The 15959-nt window shown below is 61.9% G+C and carries 17 protein-coding genes; 5 read left to right on the top strand and 12 right to left on the bottom strand.

Features of this window, described 5'->3' with window-relative positions; translation table 11 throughout:
* The first annotated feature begins 180 nt into the window (after positions 1-180).
* Complete coding sequence (locus tag D0T11_RS14335) at positions 181-663, top strand: hypothetical protein (protein WP_119656485.1); 483 nt, start codon at positions 181-183, stop codon at positions 661-663.
* Between the two features lie 13 nt (positions 664-676).
* On the opposite strand, the gene D0T11_RS14330 is transcribed toward D0T11_RS14335, so the two are convergent.
* Positions 677-1411 (bottom strand): peptidylprolyl isomerase, encoded by a 735-nt coding sequence (locus D0T11_RS14330; RefSeq protein ID WP_119656484.1) that lies wholly within the window; start codon positions 1409-1411, stop codon positions 677-679.
* A 110-nt stretch (positions 1412-1521) separates the two neighbouring features.
* Positions 1522-2766 (bottom strand): zinc dependent phospholipase C family protein, encoded by a 1245-nt coding sequence (locus tag D0T11_RS14325; RefSeq protein ID WP_119656483.1) that lies wholly within the window; start codon positions 2764-2766, stop codon positions 1522-1524.
* 184 nt (positions 2767-2950) lie between these two features.
* Between D0T11_RS14325 and D0T11_RS14320 the strand changes: the two genes are divergently transcribed.
* Entirely contained in the window at positions 2951-3994 is a 1044-nt protein-coding gene (locus tag D0T11_RS14320) for a hypothetical protein (protein ID WP_119656482.1), read from the top strand.
* 78 nt (positions 3995-4072) lie between these two features.
* Here the strand turns inward: D0T11_RS14320 and D0T11_RS14315 are convergent, their stop codons facing one another.
* Both D0T11_RS14315 and D0T11_RS14310 read right to left on the bottom strand, forming a co-directional pair.
* Complete coding sequence (locus D0T11_RS14315; RefSeq protein ID WP_147374667.1) at positions 4073-4744, bottom strand: hypothetical protein; 672 nt, start codon at positions 4742-4744, stop codon at positions 4073-4075.
* A 61-nt stretch (positions 4745-4805) separates the two neighbouring features.
* A complete protein-coding gene (locus D0T11_RS14310; RefSeq protein ID WP_119656480.1) occupies positions 4806-6098 on the bottom strand; it encodes an amidohydrolase family protein in 1293 nt (430 codons plus the stop codon).
* Between the two features lie 176 nt (positions 6099-6274).
* On the opposite strand from D0T11_RS14310, the gene D0T11_RS14305 reads away from it, so the two are divergent.
* Complete coding sequence (locus tag D0T11_RS14305; RefSeq protein WP_119656479.1) at positions 6275-6526, top strand: acyl-CoA-binding protein; 252 nt, start codon at positions 6275-6277, stop codon at positions 6524-6526.
* Positions 6527-6622: 96 nt separating this feature from the next.
* Here D0T11_RS14305 and D0T11_RS14300 read toward each other — a convergent pair whose 3' ends face one another.
* Both D0T11_RS14300 and D0T11_RS14295 read right to left on the bottom strand, forming a co-directional pair.
* Positions 6623-7003, bottom strand: coding sequence for a CDGSH iron-sulfur domain-containing protein (locus tag D0T11_RS14300; protein WP_262681982.1), 381 nt, complete (start codon positions 7001-7003; stop codon positions 6623-6625).
* A gap of 53 nt (positions 7004-7056) precedes the next feature.
* Entirely contained in the window at positions 7057-7569 is a 513-nt protein-coding gene (locus D0T11_RS14295; RefSeq protein WP_119656478.1) for a GNAT family N-acetyltransferase, read from the bottom strand.
* 165 nt (positions 7570-7734) lie between these two features.
* Between D0T11_RS14295 and D0T11_RS14290 the strand changes: the two genes are divergently transcribed.
* Complete coding sequence (locus D0T11_RS14290) at positions 7735-8397, top strand: hypothetical protein (RefSeq protein WP_119656477.1); 663 nt, start codon at positions 7735-7737, stop codon at positions 8395-8397.
* Between the two features lie 114 nt (positions 8398-8511).
* On the opposite strand, the gene D0T11_RS14285 is transcribed toward D0T11_RS14290, so the two are convergent.
* Complete coding sequence (locus D0T11_RS14285) at positions 8512-8973, bottom strand: hypothetical protein (protein WP_119656476.1); 462 nt, start codon at positions 8971-8973, stop codon at positions 8512-8514.
* A gap of 123 nt (positions 8974-9096) precedes the next feature.
* On the opposite strand from D0T11_RS14285, the gene D0T11_RS14280 reads away from it, so the two are divergent.
* Complete coding sequence (locus D0T11_RS14280) at positions 9097-9720, top strand: deoxynucleoside kinase (RefSeq protein ID WP_119656475.1); 624 nt, start codon at positions 9097-9099, stop codon at positions 9718-9720.
* A 51-nt stretch (positions 9721-9771) separates the two neighbouring features.
* Here D0T11_RS14280 and D0T11_RS14275 read toward each other — a convergent pair whose 3' ends face one another.
* The 5 genes from D0T11_RS14275 to D0T11_RS14255 all read right to left on the bottom strand — a co-directional run bounded on the left by D0T11_RS14275 (position 9772) and on the right by D0T11_RS14255 (position 15604).
* On the bottom strand, positions 9772-10452 hold the full coding sequence (locus tag D0T11_RS14275; protein ID WP_182888419.1) for a DUF2461 domain-containing protein: 681 nt from the start codon (positions 10450-10452) through the stop codon (positions 9772-9774).
* 102 nt (positions 10453-10554) lie between these two features.
* Positions 10555-11367, bottom strand: coding sequence for a DUF547 domain-containing protein (locus D0T11_RS14270; RefSeq protein WP_119656473.1), 813 nt, complete (start codon positions 11365-11367; stop codon positions 10555-10557).
* 379 nt (positions 11368-11746) lie between these two features.
* The gene (locus D0T11_RS14265; protein ID WP_119656472.1) at positions 11747-12577 is read right to left on the bottom strand and encodes an MOSC domain-containing protein; all 831 of its coding nucleotides are present in this window, start codon (positions 12575-12577) and stop codon (positions 11747-11749) included.
* A 164-nt stretch (positions 12578-12741) separates the two neighbouring features.
* Entirely contained in the window at positions 12742-13707 is a 966-nt protein-coding gene (locus tag D0T11_RS14260; protein ID WP_119656471.1) for a YitT family protein, read from the bottom strand.
* 238 nt (positions 13708-13945) lie between these two features.
* Positions 13946-15604, bottom strand: coding sequence for a S8 family serine peptidase (locus D0T11_RS14255; protein WP_119656470.1), 1659 nt, complete (start codon positions 15602-15604; stop codon positions 13946-13948).
* Positions 15605-15959 lie beyond the last annotated feature (355 nt).

The following is a 15959-nucleotide window of genomic DNA, read 5'->3' as shown; positions in this document are numbered from 1 at the left end:
AGCCGTTGGCAGATAAGCTGACGTGGTTATTTGAAAGCGGCCCGCTCAGATGCGGGCCGCTTTTTTTATGCCTGATGCTTGGGTTGGAGCGTGGCCCGAACCCGGCTGATTGAGGGACCGGCGCCAGAAATAAGAGCCGGGCAGCACGGCTTCCGGCCGGCATCTTCGTACACTTGTTCTATGATTTCTTCGCTTCGTATTGCCGGGCTGGGGCTGCTGCTGACGGCCGCCGTCTCCTGCCAGCAAAAACCCGCCGACCAGTCGGCCGCGCCCGGCCCGAGCGCCGCGCCCGTCGCTGCCAACGCTGCCCCCGCCGTAGCCACCGATACGCCCGATTCGGCCCCGCTGCCCGCTCCGCCCGATTCGGCCCTGACCCAGAAGGTGCAGGAGCCCCGCCTGAACGACGTGTACGTGGTGACCTACCAGCCCGCCGGCGGCAACGAGCAGCGCTACTTTTTCTACCGCGTGAGTGCCATTAAGCCAAAATCCGTGGATTTGCTGCCCGCCCGCCAGGAGTCCACTGACCCCCGGGCCGACGTCAGCGCCGCCGGCTTCTTCACCGATAAACCCCTGACCTACACCCGCGCTGAAGCCCTGGAACTGATGCAGGAACAGCCCGGCGACGTGCAGCACACCCGCCTCATCGGCATCCGGCGGGAATAGTGGTAAGCAACTGTCATTTCAAGACCTCCACCTTGATGCCTACGTCCTTGGTGGGCCAGTTGTCCATGCCCACGGGCTCGTTGGCTATTTTGTCGATGACGTCGAGGCCCTCTACTACTTCCCCGAACACGGTATACTGGCCGTCGAGGCCGGGCACGCCGCCACCGGTGCTGTACGCTTTCACCTGTTCGGGAGTGAGGGCACGGCCGGCGGCGGCGCGGGCTTGCTCGGGCGTTAGGGGCTCGCCCTGCACAATGTAGAAGTCGTTGTTGGAAGAAAGCCGGTCGGGGTTCATGGCCCCGTCGTAGCGGGCCATGGCCAAGGCACCCCGCTTGTGGAAGTGATGGGGCCTGATTTCGGGCGGCAGCCGGTAGCTGCGCATGTCAATTGTGCGCTGCTCCGAGCCTCCCCCCTGAATAACCAGGCCCTTCACCACGCGGTTGAACACCGATTCGTCGAAGACTCCCTTCCGACTCAGCAGCAGAAAGTTGGCCGCGTGAATGGGAGTATCCTCGTAGAGGCGGATGCGCATAGTGCCTAAACGAGTACGCAGAACCACTTCCTGGCCCGGATATTCGCGCCCGTAGGCCAGCAGTAGGCGGGCGGCGTTGGAGTCGGCCAAAGCCATCAGGTCGGGGCCGGGGACGGCGGGCAGGGGCGGCGCAGCGGTGGCAGTATCGGTGGGTTGCGGCGGCCCGCAGGCGGCCAGGAGTACCAGCAGCGGTAGGCAAAGGAAAGAAAGCTTCATGGCGGCAAAGGGGGCAGGAGCGGAGGAAGGAACGGGGGAAACCCAAAAGGGTGGCCCGGCCTGCCGGCCGGACCACCCTTCAAAGGTAAAAACCGGAACGTAATCCGGGGCTACCAACCCGAGCCGGCCGGGGAACTCCAGCCCTCATCGGCCTTCTTCTTGGACTTGGGGGCCAGCTTGGTTTTCTGCTTCACCGCAGGACCATCCGCAGGCTTCACCTTGGTCTTGACTTTGGTGGTGCCTTCGGGCAGGGCCGCCGGGGCTACGATGGCCGGCACGGGGGGAAGTGGCGCGGGAGCCTTGGCCTCAATATCGTCGGAGAGGGTGGGCATGGCGCGGGCCGCGTTGATGAGGTCGGGCCGAGCGGCCTCCTTCATGGGTTGCAGGGCCAGCAGCGTTTGCTGCTCCACCAGCAGGTTGTCTTTCCAGGCGTCCAGCTCCAGGTCGAGTTTTGCTTCCTCCTCCTTTGTCACGGGCTTTTTTAGCAGCTTGCCCAGGTCGGGCGAGCCGGCGTCCTTCCAGGCCGTCATCCACATGGAGGCTACCAGGGTGGGGGCCAGCTTGAGGCGAAAGGCCACCATGCCGCCTACCTTCTCGTGGTAGGCGTCGGCGAAGGCATCGGAGTAGGCCCGGCGGGTTTTGCCGTATTTGTGGCTGAACACGTACTTGGTTTCGGGCGTGTACTTGCGCGTGACTTGTTCTTCCAGATCGAAAGTGGCCCCCAGAAAGCCGTACGACTCCTGAATAACCTGCCAGATGTCCTTGAGCGGGTCCTTCTCGTAGCGTCCCGGGTCGTTCTTGAGCTTGTACTTGGCAATGTTACGCTCGGGCAGCTTGCTTTCCCAAAGCGCGTGCATGCCTTCCTGCTTGGTCAGTTGCCCGTCGTAGTTCTCGGTGGTATGCAGCGGCACATAGGCATCAGCCACGTAGTGGCCCAGGTCGGCCGAGAGGGCCAGAATAGCCGTGGTGTCCTGCTCGCGGAAGGCTTTGGTGAGCTTTTCCTTGGTTTCTATCACGGCCCAGGGCAGGGTGCCGTACTTGCGCAGCGTGTCCACGGTGTACTTGGCTACGGCCTTGTCCCAGGCCTTAGGCATAAGCCCGAAGGGGTCGTCGCCGTAGTGGTCGATGTCGATGAAATGCTTGCTGGCCTCGCCCGGGTCCTGGTCGCGGCGCTCATCCGGGGCCGTGCTCAGCTTTACCAGCCGCAGCATGTGGCGGTAGTAAAAGGGCCGCATGCCGGTGGGTAGCGAGTACACGGCCAGCTGCGTGATGGTACGGTGCCCGAAAAAGCCCCAGCCGGGTGACAACACCGGGCACAACAGCACGATAAAAAGGGTGACCAGTAGTTTTTTCATGACGAGAGCCCGGCAGTAAAGAGCCGAATAGCGAAGATACAAGACAACAGAAAGATACGCGCATTTTTTGCGGCTGCCAGCGCACGTTGAGTGCCCCGGCGGGCCAAAACCGGTTCAGCCTGCGTATCATGCAGGGCCGGCCCCGTTGGGTTGGCTTCCTCGCCCCGCTTCTGCCTGCCCGCCCGTGACGCTCATTTCCAAAAAGAAGATTACCTACGCCATTGCCGCGCCCCTGCGTGAGTACCTGCACCAGTACGACCGCGAGGCCCAGCTCCCCGTCACGTACCGCGACTTGGCCCGTTTTACCGGCGCGTTTCCCCTCCTCGACCGCCAGGGCCACGACACGCTCTGGGAAACGGTGTACTACGAGCCCAACGCCCTGCGCGAGCTGAGTATGGGCCTGGCCGAAGTGTACGCCCTGCTCAAAACGGCCGGCGACCTGTCCTTCACCGACCACCTCATTGCCGACCGCATCGACTATTGCCGCTTCGGCAACAGCCAGCCGTTTCGGGTGCGCATCGTCAACCAGCTCAACGACAACTACGATTACTTTTACGTGAAGCGGGCCGATGCCTCCCGGGTATACGGCCTGGAGCTGGAACACCTGCTCTCGCCCAACAGCATGAACTATCTGCTCAGCGGCGACACGCTCATTGAGGAGCACATTGCCGGTATTCCCGGCGACGACTTCATTCAGAAGCACCTGCAACGGCCCCACCTCAACCAGGTGCGCATTGCCAAGGAATTCGTGAAATTCAACGAGCGGTGCTTCGCCCGCCTGCTGGGCGACATGCGGGCCTACAACTACGTCATCGATGTAACCCTCGATTTCGAGGACGAGCAGTACCGGGTGCGGGCCATCGATTTCGACCAACAGTGCTACGAGGGCAAGAAGAACATGTACCTGCCCCAGTTTTTCAAGGATAACCGGGCCATCGTGCAACTGTGCGGGCGCTTACTCAAGCCCGAAACCATCCGCCAATACCAGGCCGAGGAGCGCACCCTCATGGCCCGCCGCGCCCGCTCCGAGCGCCACCGCCTCAAAGACTTGGTCGACTGCCTGCGCCGCGACCAGGTATCGCCCCCCGAAAAAGTAGAACAGCTCAAAGAAGAGCTCAACCGCCACCACCAGACCCGCCAGTTCAGTCGGTGCCGCAGCATGGGCGACGTGGTGCGCCTCAACCTGAAGATTATGCTGCTGGTACCCAACAAGGCCCTGGCAGGGTAGAGGGCTTCCGGGCAGTTCAAGGAAAAGTACCCCCTGCCAGCAGCGTAGGGGGTACTTTTTCTTGAACTGCCCGGAAACTTATCGGCCGAGGCCAATAACCAGCCCAACCGAAAACTCGATTCCGCCGGGGCTGATGGCCTGCACTAGGTCGCGGAGCTGGGGGGAAGGATTGGGGTTGCTGAAATCGTACGAAACCGGGTCGCCGGTGAAGCGCGCTCCGTAGCCCAGGGTACTGAGCAGGCCCACCCGCCCGGGTTGCCAGCGCAGGCCGCCGCGCAGGTGCAGCACGCCGCTGGGCCGCATCGAGTAGGTCGCCTGCTCCCCGTTGTAGTCGATATTCACGTGGTCGATGCGGCCGCTCCGCACCAGGTTCAGGCCCAGGTAGGGTGAAAAAGGTTTTTGGGGCGCTAAATAGTAGCGGGCACCCACACCTATTTTCCCCCCAACACCAATGCCGAGCCCACCATTCACGTCGAAGCTGGGCGACAGGTGCTGGGCGTACGTGAGGCCGAAACCATAGGGCGCCCCCCAGCCCAGCTCCAGCGAAAGGCTGGACCGGTAGTTCGGGGCCGCGTCGGGGGCAGGACCGTAGTTACCCGGTGCTAGGATGGGAGCCGGGACCGGCGTGGGGGCCGTAGKCGGGGGGCGGCCGGGTTGGGGTACCGAGTTCAACTCGGTCTGGGCCAGCGCCTGGCCGGTGGCTGCCATAGTCAATCCGCTGGTCAGCAAGATGGTAAGAGATTTGATCATGGAATAGGGGATAAATTTTTCCTGGAAAGGGAACTAAAAATCGTTTTAACAAACACTGTGCCTAATCCTGCCGGTACACCACGCCCTGCTTCATCACGAAGCGCACCTGTTGCATAACGTTGATGTCCTGCAACGGGTCGCCCTCCACGGCCACCACATCGGCGAGCTTGCCGGGCTCCAGGGTACCCAGGTTGGCGGTCTGGCCCAGCAGCTCGGCGGCCGAAACCGTGGCCGAGCGCAAGGCCTGCCCGGCCGGCATTCCGGCTTCTACCATGTAGCGGAACTCCAGGGCATTGACGCCGTGGCGGAATACGGCCGCATCGGTCCCGAAGGCAATTTTGACGCCCGCCTTGTAAGCCCGCCCAAACGTGCCCTGCAGCTTGGGGCCGATGGCCAGCGCCTTGGGCGTGACCAGCGGCGGGTAATAATTCGGAATTTTGGCCGAGTCGGCCACCGACTTGCCGGCCGTGATGGTGGGCACGTACCAGGTGCCGTTTTTCACCATCAGCTTCATCGTTTCGTCGTCCATGAGCGTGCCGTGCTCGATGCTGGTCACGCCCGCCCGGATGGCCCGCTTCATGCCTTCGGCCCCGTGGGCGTGGCAGGCCACGGCCAGCCCCAAATCCCGCGCCGTTTCCACCACGGCCCGAATTTCGGCCTCCGTCATCTGGGCTGCCGAGCCGTCTTTGGCCACGCTGAGCACTCCGCCGGTGCTGGCAATCTTGATGAGGTCGGCCCCGCGCTTGTACTGCTCGCGCACGGCCTGCCGGGCTTCGTCGGGGCTGTTGATGACCCCGTCGGCCGGTCCGGGCGTGCCCATCAGGTCCAGGCGGTAGCCGTTGGTGGGGTCCATGTGGCCGCCGGTGCCGGAAATAGCCTTGCGGGCCGTAAAAATACGCGGCCCCACCACTTGGCCCTGGTTAATGGCGTTGCGCAGAGCCACGTTCACGCCCGAGCCGCCCAAATCGCGCACCGTGGTAAAACCGGCCAGCAACGTTTTGCGGGCGTGGTCGAGGGAGCCGAAGGCTACGTCGGCGGGGTTTTCGGTGAATTCGCGCAGGAAATTGTCCTTGCTGGTTTCGCCTTCCAGGTGCACGTGGCAGTCGATGAGGCCGGGCAGCACGGTCCGGTTTTTCAGGTCGATGACCTTATCCTGAGCCGAGGCGGGAGCGGAGTAGCCCTTCTCCACGGCCAGCACCCGGCCGTTCTCTACCACCACCGTCATGGCCGTTTGCGCGCGCTCGGAGCGCATATCCAGCAGGCGGCCGCAGTGGAGGTAGGTTTTCTGGGCCAGCGCCGCAGGAGCCGTGAGCAGCAGGCTGCCGAGCAGTAAGGGAAGTAAGCGGTGAAGCATAAGCAGGGCAGAATAAAGCAGAAAATGGGTAGGAGTGGGGAAGATACGCGCAAAATAAACGCTGCATGCCGCCTATTTCAAGCGTAATCCGTACCTTTTGCCAGTGGTGGCCGCCAGCCTGCTAATGCTTCCGTTCGCCGCGTTTCCCTCACTCTCCCATTCTGCCCATTCAAGCCATGGCCACTCCCGAAGAATTTGAAGCCGCCGCCGCCCGCAGCAAAGAACTGCCTGCCAAACCCAACAACACCATTCTGCTCAAACTTTACGCCCTCTACAAGCAGGGCAGCGAGGGCGACATTTCCGGCGACCGGCCCGGAGGATTTGATTTCAAAGCCATTGCCAAGTATGACGCCTGGGCCGGCCTGCGCGGTAAAAGCCGGGACGAAGCCCGCCAGGAGTACGTAGAGTTCGTGAACTCCCTGTTTTAAGCGGTGAGGTCATAAAAAAGCGTTACCCGCCCCAAACAGGCCCGCTGCGAAAGTAAACGGGCCTGTTTGGGGCGGGTAACGCTTTTTTATGGCAGTCTAGCCCAGAGGCTGGTCGGGGGCGGCGGGCGGCGTGGTGGGCTTGGCCGGGGCGGTACCGGGCGTGGGCAGGTCGAAGGCGGTGGCATCGTGCTCGAAGTGGCCTTTGTGCGAACCGTCGCAGAAGGGCTTGTTGGCCGAGAGGCCGCAGCGGCAGATGCTGATCCGCTCCCGGCCACCGAGGCCATAAGCATTGCCCTGGGCATCCACGAGTTCGATTTCGGAGCCCTCCACGCGGAGGGAGCCATTGCTGAGGACGGTGAGTTTGGTCGTTGCCATGTGGTGAATGAGTGAGTCGGTAAGTGAGTTGGTGAGGTAAGTGAGCTGGTGAGATGAGAAAGTGAAGATAAGCTGGTTAAACGAACCGGGAAAATCAGGCAAAAGAAACGCGAGATTCCCCACAACCTTAGCGGCAGCGGTCAGTACGCTCTAATTCATAATTCCTTACGAAGGACGTAGTCGTTCATCCAGTAGGGTCCAATGGCAACATCTTCTTCGCGGTGGCGGTGGAAGCCCAGGTGCTCGTAAAAGGCGAGGGCCGGGTTATGGCGGTTCACGTTGAGGTCCAGCGTCCGGCCGCCGGCGGCGCGCACGGCCTGTTCCACGGCCCCCACCAACTGCTGGCCCAGGCCCTGGCCCTGGTGAGAGGGCAGCACGTAAATCTTGTGCAGCTTATATAAGCCGGCTTCAGATTGGGCCGAGAACGAGGCGTAACCGCTGGCCTGCCCGCCTACATACACCAACAGAAACGTGTGGCTTTGCTCCGTCATCTGCCGTTCCAGCGAGGCAGCCGTGTAAATTACCCGGTACATGTACTCAATCTGCTCCCGCGAAATGATGAACCGGTACGTTGGCTCCCAGGTGGCTTCGGCCAGCTCCAGAATGGTTGGAACATCGGCGGGAGTGGCGGACTGGATACGAACGGAAGCGGGGGCAGAAGCTGACATAGCGGGCAAAAAACGACATTATTCGCCGCAAAACCGAACAAAAAGGGGCAATTTGCCCGTTTTGGGCCGGAAATTGCCCAACCCCGTTTGCGAGCTGGCCCCCGGAGCCGGCCCCGTCTGATTCCTTCCCACTGCCCATTTGTCCGGCCTTACCTGCTCTTACTTATGAAACCGACTGCATTTCCGCGCATACTGCTGGTCGCCGCCGGCCTGCTGGCCTGCTCGGCGGCCTCGGCCCAAACGCCCAAAGCCCCCGCCAAACCTGCTGCTACCGCTACTACGGCCGGTCTGGAGCGCGACCTTCACGATTTTAGTAACTGGGTAAACGACAAAGTGGACCGTGCCGCCTCCACCGCCCGCCGGGAACTGCCCAAAGTATCGGCTGAGTTCGAGCGTCAGAGCATCCGCCTCGACCGGGCCGTCGACAGCCTCACGGTGGAAGGCAAGCGCGAATACAGCACCCAGAAAGGACGCTACGAGCGGTGGGCCACCCGCCAGGACAGTCTGGATGCTGCTGCCCGCCGCCCTACCACCGCCGACCAGGCCCAGCGCCGCCTGCTGAACGAAAATGTGAACATCGGGCGGGTCCGGGCCACGGAGCTGCCCGAGCTGTATTTCCGGCTGATTGAAACGATGCGGGCCGATAAGAAAAACTGGACCCCGGCCGACTGGAGTGCAGCCAGCGCCGTGCTCACCCGCCTCAATGCCCGTTACGAGCAGGTTCGTGCAGACCTTTCGCTGGAGGAGCGCCTGCGGATCCGCACGTTGCAGGGCGAGTTCCGAACCCTGGAAAAAGCACGTGATGTGAAAGATGTTATCCGAGAATAGGCCGTTTAGCGGCTTTCTTTTGAGCACAAACCAGGATGAGCCCCGCCGGACAACTATTGTCCGACGGGGCTCATCCTGGTTTGGGTTCAGCAGGAGCAGGGCATCTGCGCTTCGTTAACGGGCCACAGGAGCCACCCCGCGTTGGGGCCGCGACTGGGTGCGCAGCCACTGCCAGGCGGCCGGCATGTCGTAGAAGAGCTGGATGGCCAGGTGCTGCCGGACCCGTTCGAAGAATTCCAGACTGGCCAACTGGTTGTGCATATCGGGCGAGAAGACGTAAGCGACGGCTCGCAAACCTTCCTGCATGGCCTGGGGCAGCCACTCGTACTCCAGAAACTCCATTGCCTCGCTCCAGTCGCCGGTAGAATGACGCTTGTCGTTGAGCAGTAAAGGATAGTGCAGATCGGCCTCCAGGGTGAGGTAGTTGCGGGCGACGTGAATAACCTCCCGCCCGGTGAGGTTGCCGAACCATTGCACGTAGAGCAGCCCATGAGCGGACGAATGCTGAATATCAGCGAGCGGTTTGCCGTTGGCATCGGGTAGGGTGCCTAGCGGCTCAAGAGGTAGAGGAAGCATGGCGGGCGGAGTTGGTGCGTAAGTAGAGAGGTTGCTGATTTTGTTTACGCCTGTGCCCGGGCGATGTTGGGTTCGGCGGGGAACTGCTATTTTTGCGGCTCCGCTTTTTTTCGAATCTCGCTCATGCACATTGCAATCGTTGGCAACATTGGGGCCGGCAAAACCACGCTGGCCAATAAACTGGCCCATCATTTCCAATGGGAGGTGTTTCTGGAAGATGTCGACCACAACCCTTATCTGAAGGACTTTTACGACGATATGCCGCGCTGGGCCTTCCATTTGCAGGTGTATTTCCTCAACAGCCGCTTCCGCCAGACCCAGCAGATCAAGCAGCGCCAGCAAATCAATAAAGGCGTTATCCAGGACCGCACGATTTACGAGGATGCCCATATTTTCGCGGCCAACCTCAACCAGTCGGGCCTGATGACGGAGCGCGACTACCAGAATTACCTGGGCCTGTTCGAGTCGATGATCAGCATGGTGGACCCGCCGGACTTGCTGCTCTACCTACGCGCCGACCTGCCCAAACTGGTGCAGCAAATTGAGAAGCGCAACCGCGACTACGAGAACAATATCAAAATCGACTACCTCAAGCACCTCAATGAACACTACGAGGAGTGGATCCGGAGTTACAGCCACGGCAAGCTGCTCATCGTCGATGTTAACCATCTCGACTACGTCAACAACCCCGAGGATCTGAGCATCGTCATCGAAAAAATCAACAGCACGCTGTTTGGCCTGTTTTAACAAAGGGAGCGGGGTGGAGGGATGCACACCCCCTCTACCCCGCTCCCTTTGTTATTCCTCATCCCCGCGCATGGCTTCGTTGAGAAACTGCACGAACGGGCGAGCGGCCTGCCAGGCTTCCAGCACCCGGGCCGGAAAGTCGGGACTACGCACGGCCCTATCGGGGAAGGCCTGCCAGACGAAGAAACTTTTCAGGCGCAGCCACTCGATGTCGGGATTGGTGCGCTCGTAGCCTTTGGGGGCCGTTTTGAGGGCCTGCGACGTGTCGAGGCCGCCCGGGAACTGCCGCAGCAGGGCGGCCTCCTGACGGATGGCGTGGAAAGCGGGTGCGTTGTAATGAATTTCCTGGCGGATGCGGGCCAGTTGGGCGGGTTCGGGCATCCAGCGGCCCGCACCCACGTAGGTTTCGCCGCCGGGCTCCAGGGCCACGAAGTAGCCAGCCCAGCCGCTGTGCCGGCCACCAGGCTTGAGGCCCGCACCCATGTGGCGCTTGTAAGGCTCGGTGCTCTGCTGAAACCGGTCGTTCTTGTTGATGCGGAACATCACGTCGGAGGGGGAGAGGCCGCGCAGGCCGGGCTCCAGGTCGGCGGAAGCCTGGCGGAGGAGCTCGGCCACGAGGGCGGTGTATTCGGCCCGGGCCTGGTGGTAAGTGGCGCGATGAGCGTCCATCCAGAGCTTGTTGTTGTGCGCGGCCAGGTCGCGCAGAAAATTGAGGACAAGAGCAAGATCCATGGAGCAGCAGACGAAGTTGAGCGGCGCGGCAGGAAGCTGAAACAAAGCTGCCCCGCACCGCCAGGCGGTACGGGGCAGTGCGGGCCGGGGTTGGGGCATGGGCTAGTGGCGGCCCAGGGCCTGGCTGGTGCCCAGGCCGGTACGGTTATTCAGGGCCCAGCTAAAGGAGAGGTACTCTACGTTGGCCGTGGGCAGCACCGGCACGCTGACGTAGCGGTTGATGAAGTCGATGATCTGGGCTTCCGAACCAAACTCGGCGGCGTAGGATTGAAACAGGGCCGAAACTTGGGCGTGCTGGGGCGTGAGCTGGTTGAAGGCCGAGTCGTTGAGGAAGCGGCGGGTTTGCTCGTCGAGCTGCTGGCTGAGGCGGCTCCCATCGTAGGCTTCAGCCAGAATGGGGGCCTGCGAAGCCGCGCCGTACATAAGGGCAAAATGCACGCGGGCATCCTGGTACTGGTCGCGCAGAATTTCGCGCTCAATCTGGTTGAGTGAGTAGCTCTGGCCGCCCACGTTTACCACCGGTGCTTCCCAGGGCGACTTGTAGCCGCCCACCACTTTCACGCGAATGTCGTTGATGCTGGCTATCGGGTAGTTCTCCAGCACCAGGTTGGTAGCGGCCGCGTTGTAGGTGTTCAGCCAGAAGGCCTTGGTGTCGTCGGCGGTCCAGCCCTGCTCGGCCGGCTTGATTTTGCGCAGACTCTGCAAGTAGTTGTACAGAACGTCTTCTTCCTCCAGCAAGCCCTCATAGTCGAGGCGGCCATCAGGGGTCACGTGGTGGCGCAGGAGCGTGCTCCAGGGCTGCTGCATGTGCACCGCCGGCTGGCTTTGCGCCGCCCGGCCCGAAGCCGCCATCAGCAGTAAAAAACCAACGAGCAAAACCAACGGACGGGGTAAAACAATCAGGTGTGAACGCATAAAAGCGGAGTAACAGGGAGCACGCGAAGCAACAAAAATAAGATAATGCCGAGAATAATAACGCCTTACCAAAGAAAGAGCAGAATAAAACTATTCGTCAGGGCTTTTTTTGATTGAAAACAATAAATTATCCGAAGGCATAGCTGTTTTGCAGCAGGACCGAAAAGGTAGTGAGCTTAACAAAATACAAGTTTCAGACTCGTTGCTATACCCTGGCAGGCGCGCTTTCTTCGTAAGCGGGTGCTGGTGTGCAATAGCAACTCGTACCCTCGTGCAGGTAGCTGCTTTGGCAGAATCAGTAAAAAAAAGCTGCCTGAAATTGCTTTGCAGCACCTTTTGAGGCTGCGGCATTGGATTCGGGCAAGTGTCGGCGGCTCATTCAGCCCTTACGGGTGTTCACCGTCAGGGAGGCCCCGACGCGCAACTTGCCCTTGCCGGGGCCGGTCACGTTCTGGCCGAACATGACGTGGCTGCCCTGGGCGCGGTAAGTGGCCAGGGTGCGCAGCGGCTCCCCGTCCGGGCTTTTGCGGGCCGTATGCTGATCGATGGTGGTGAACACGCAGCGCCCGCAGGCCCGCACGGCCCGGAAGGCCAGGTCGCCTACCTGAAACTGCTCCCAGTTGTCCTCGGCAAAGGCCGCGCCGCCGCTGAACACCAGGTTGGGCCGGAACCGGTCCATGCCCACGGGCTGAGCCAGGCGGCCGTTGAGCTCGGCCAACGATTCCCGCCCGATCAGCAGAAACGGGTAGCCGTCGGCGAAGCTTACCAGCTGGCCCTCGGGGTTGCGCTCGGGCTCCACATCGCGGCGCACCATATCCGACATATACACCAGCTTGCAGGGCTGGCCCAGGGCTTCGGTGAGCCACTCGTCGCACTCGGGGCGGGCGCGCCAGGCAAATACCATATCGTCCCAGATAGAGGCAAACAGCGTCTTTTCCGGGGTGCCCACGAACGGCACGAACAGCGGCAGCAACTCGGGGCGCTGCTGGTGGCTGAGCAGGAACCCGTTGTAGGCAGGAGCCACTCGCAGGTGGGCCATGGCCGCCGTCTGCCGCTGAGTCATAAACTGGTTGCGGTCGTTCACAATCAGCCAGCGCCGGTCGTGGCGCAGGCCCCGGGGCTCCACTTCCGCCTCAGTCAGGCGGATGCCGCCCAACGACTTAACGGGGTAGATATAGAGGTCAGTGAGCAGAAGGGGAGCAGCAGTCATGGCGTAAAGATAAAAAGGCTTTCGGTGTTCAGTTGCCAGGTGTCAGTTGCCAGGTGTCAGTTGCCTGGTGTCAGTTGCCAGTGTCCGGTTGCCAGGTGTCAGTGTTGACGTTCCTTAATTACTGGCAACTGGCAACTGGCAACTGGCAACCGGACACTGAACCCTCAATGTAGCGGGCGTTTTTTGATCATGCCGCCACGGGTATCTTTCACGCTGTGCATCACCATAAAAGCTTGGCGGTCGATTAGCTCTACTTCGGCCCGGAGCTGGGCGAGTTCGAGGCGGGTGATGACGGTGAACACGATATCGACGGGTTGGGGCTGGGCGCCGCGGGTGCCGTAGCCGCGCTTGCCGTTGTAGATGGTGGCTCCGCGCCCCAGCTTCTCGGTAATCATGCGCCGGATGGCCTCCGAACGGCCCGATACGATGGTGACGCCGGTGTATTCTTCGATACCGTCGATGATGAAATCGATGGTTTTGGCCGCTGAGAGGTAGGCCAGAATGGAGTAAAGGGCCGTTTCGACCGACAACACGTAGGCGGCCACGCTGAAGATACCGATGTTGAAAACCAGCACAATGTCGCCCACTGAGAGGCTGGTTTTGCGGCTCAGGTAGATGGCCATAATTTCGGTGCCGTCGAGCACCCCGCCACCACGCATGGCCAGCCCGATGCCGGCGCCCAGGAAAAAGCCTCCGAACACCGCAATCAGCAGCTTATCGTGCGTGACGATGGGAAAATGCACGGTGGCCAGCACCAGGGCTAGGGCCAGCACCGCCAGCAGCGTGCGCACCGCCACCGCCCGGCCCAGCTGTCGGCTGGCCATAAACATAAACGGCACGTTGAGCACCACAATCAGCGCCGGGAGCGGCAGCCCGAACACCTGCCGCAGCAGCAGCGAAACACCCGTAACGCCCCCGTCCAGAAAGCCGCCGGGCAGTAAAAAGCTTTCGAGCCCGAAGGCGGCGCAGAACACGCCCGCCGTCAGCAGCAGCGTGCTCATGATCTGCCGCCGCCACCAGCGCCGGTCGCGGGCCGACCGGCTGCCGGGAACGGGCCGCTGCGGACGGGGCGGCGCGGTAGCGTCGGTGGCCTGGAGCTTACGCAGAAACAGGAGTTGGGAAATAAGCATGGACGAAGTAGGGGCGGATTGAGCTAAAGATGGGCATAAAAGCGCGTCATTCTGAGCGCAGCGCAGCGAAGTCGAAGAATCTCTACTGCAATGGCAATCCCTAACGGGAGGGTTACCGCTGCGGGAGAGATTCTTCGACTTCGCTGCGCTGCGCTCAGAATGACGTTCTGTCGGCGCCCGGTTCCCGTACCGTTTCTCACCTCTCACCTCTCACCTCTCACCTCTCACCTCTCACTTTTTACTTCACTGCCGGCGTGGCTTGCTGGGCCAGCTGCACGGCGCGGTAGAGGTTCACGATGCCGCCGGTGCTGGAGAGGTCGGCGAAATCGACCAGCTTGGTGCCGCCGGGCTGGCGCACTTTGGTGTGCAGGGGCTGGGCCGAGGCCAGGATGATGCGCTTGAGGTCGGCGGCCGTGAGCTGGGGGAAATAGCTTTTGAGCGTGGCGGCAATGCCCGTGACCACCGGGGCGGCCATGCTCGTGCCGCTCAGATTGCCGTAGCGGCCACCGGGCAGGGTGGAGTAAATCTGGTTGCCGGGCGCGAATACGTCCACCTGGGTTTTGCCGAAGTTGGAGAACTCGGCGGCCAGCCCGGCGTCGTTGTCGCGCGAGGAAGCGCCCACCGTAATCAGGTTGGGGATGCGCTGGCCGTTGCTGAACACCGGGGCGGGGTATTGCAGGGTTTTATCGAGGTCGTTGTTTTCGTTGCCGGCTGAATGAATCAGCAGTACACCCTTGCTGTCGGCGTAGCGGATGGCGTCCTCCACGGCCGGGCGCTGGGGCGAGTAGTACTTGCCGAAGCTCATATTGATGATGCTGGCCCCGTGGTCGGCGGCGAAGCGGATGGCGTTGGCTACGTCCTTGTCGCGCTCATCGCCATCGGGCACGGCCCGCACGGCCATAATCCGCACATTGGCTGCGATGCCCAGGATGCCGGCCGCATTCGTGCGGTCGGCCCCGATGATGCCGGCTACGTGGGTGCCGTGCAGGGGGTCGGGACCGGCCACGTCGGGGTTGCCGTAGTTGCGCTGGCTGGCGTTATCGGGGTCGTCGCCCACGATGGGGCGGGGGTTGAACTTGAGGTTGAGGCCGTAGTCGAGCTGGTCCTGGGTTTCCTTGAGGCCGTTTTTCATCTCTGCCAGAATATCCTCCAGCGAGGCAAAGCCGGTGGGCTTGAGCATGGCGTACAACTGCCCGGTGAGGTCGCGCAGTTTGGGGTCCCGGGTGGGCGGGTTGTGCAGCACAGCCGTATCGAGGCGCTCCACTTGCAGGGTTTGCTTGAGGATGTCGGCTACTTGGGCGTTGTCGGCGTAGGCCTGGCCGTACTGCTTCAGGCGGTCGGTGTTTTCCTTCACCTTGGCATCGTAACTCTTCTTTACTTTCAGGTAGAGGTCGTACTCGGGGCGCTGGGCGGCGGGCAGGGCGGCGCGGCTCTTACCCAGGTACTTGGGCTGCAACTGGGCCAGCAGGCGGGTTTCTTCGAGCGTTTCGAGGTTGATGTTGCGGCCGTCGGCCCCGCCCAGGTAGTTCCAGCCCCGCACGTCGTCCACGTAGCCGTCCTGGTCGTCGTCGAGGCCGTTGCCCACGATTTCGCGGGTGTTGCGCCACAGAATGCGCTTGAGGTCGGCGTGGGTGGTGTCGATGCCGGCATCAATGACGGCCACCACGACGGGCGTGGTGGGCTTGCCGGCCAGCAGCTCCTGGTAGGCCCGGTTCACGCTCACGCCCATCACGCGGTCGGCGGTCGGGTCGAGCAGATACCACTGCCGCAGGGCGGCATCGGCGGGCGTAACGGTTTCGGCCGGGGCGGCCGGGGCCACCGATTGGGCGGCGGTCAGCAGCGGAAAGCTCAGCGCAAGGCCCAGTACGGACCGGCGCAGGAAGGGAGAAAACGGCATAAGCAAAGAAGGGGAGCTAAAGCTAAAAAGTAAGGCGCAGGCAAGGTAAACGCTACCGACGCGTATTCCGTGCCTCCGACGCATAAGCGCGGGGTTTTGTTGGGCTGTTGGCTCGTTCAGGGATGAGTCAGCTAGGTCGCCCTCCACGGGCGCCTCACCCCCCGGCCCCCTCTCCGAAAAGGAGAGGGGGTGCGTTCATCGAAGCTATTAGCTGACAGCTGTTAGCCATTAGTTTCGTTCAAGGGAACAGCTAATAGCTATTGGCTAAGAGCTAAACCGTTAGGCTCCCCCTCTCCTTTTTCGGAGAGGGGGCCGGGGGGTGAGGCGCCCGTGGAGGGCGACTGTGCCACATCGT

The sequence above is a fragment of the Hymenobacter rubripertinctus genome (assembly GCF_003583925.1).
GTDB classification, from domain to species: domain Bacteria; phylum Bacteroidota; class Bacteroidia; order Cytophagales; family Hymenobacteraceae; genus Hymenobacter; species Hymenobacter rubripertinctus.
Note: the sequence above shows the minus strand (reverse complement) of the source record. Positions and strands in the feature narration are given on the sequence as shown.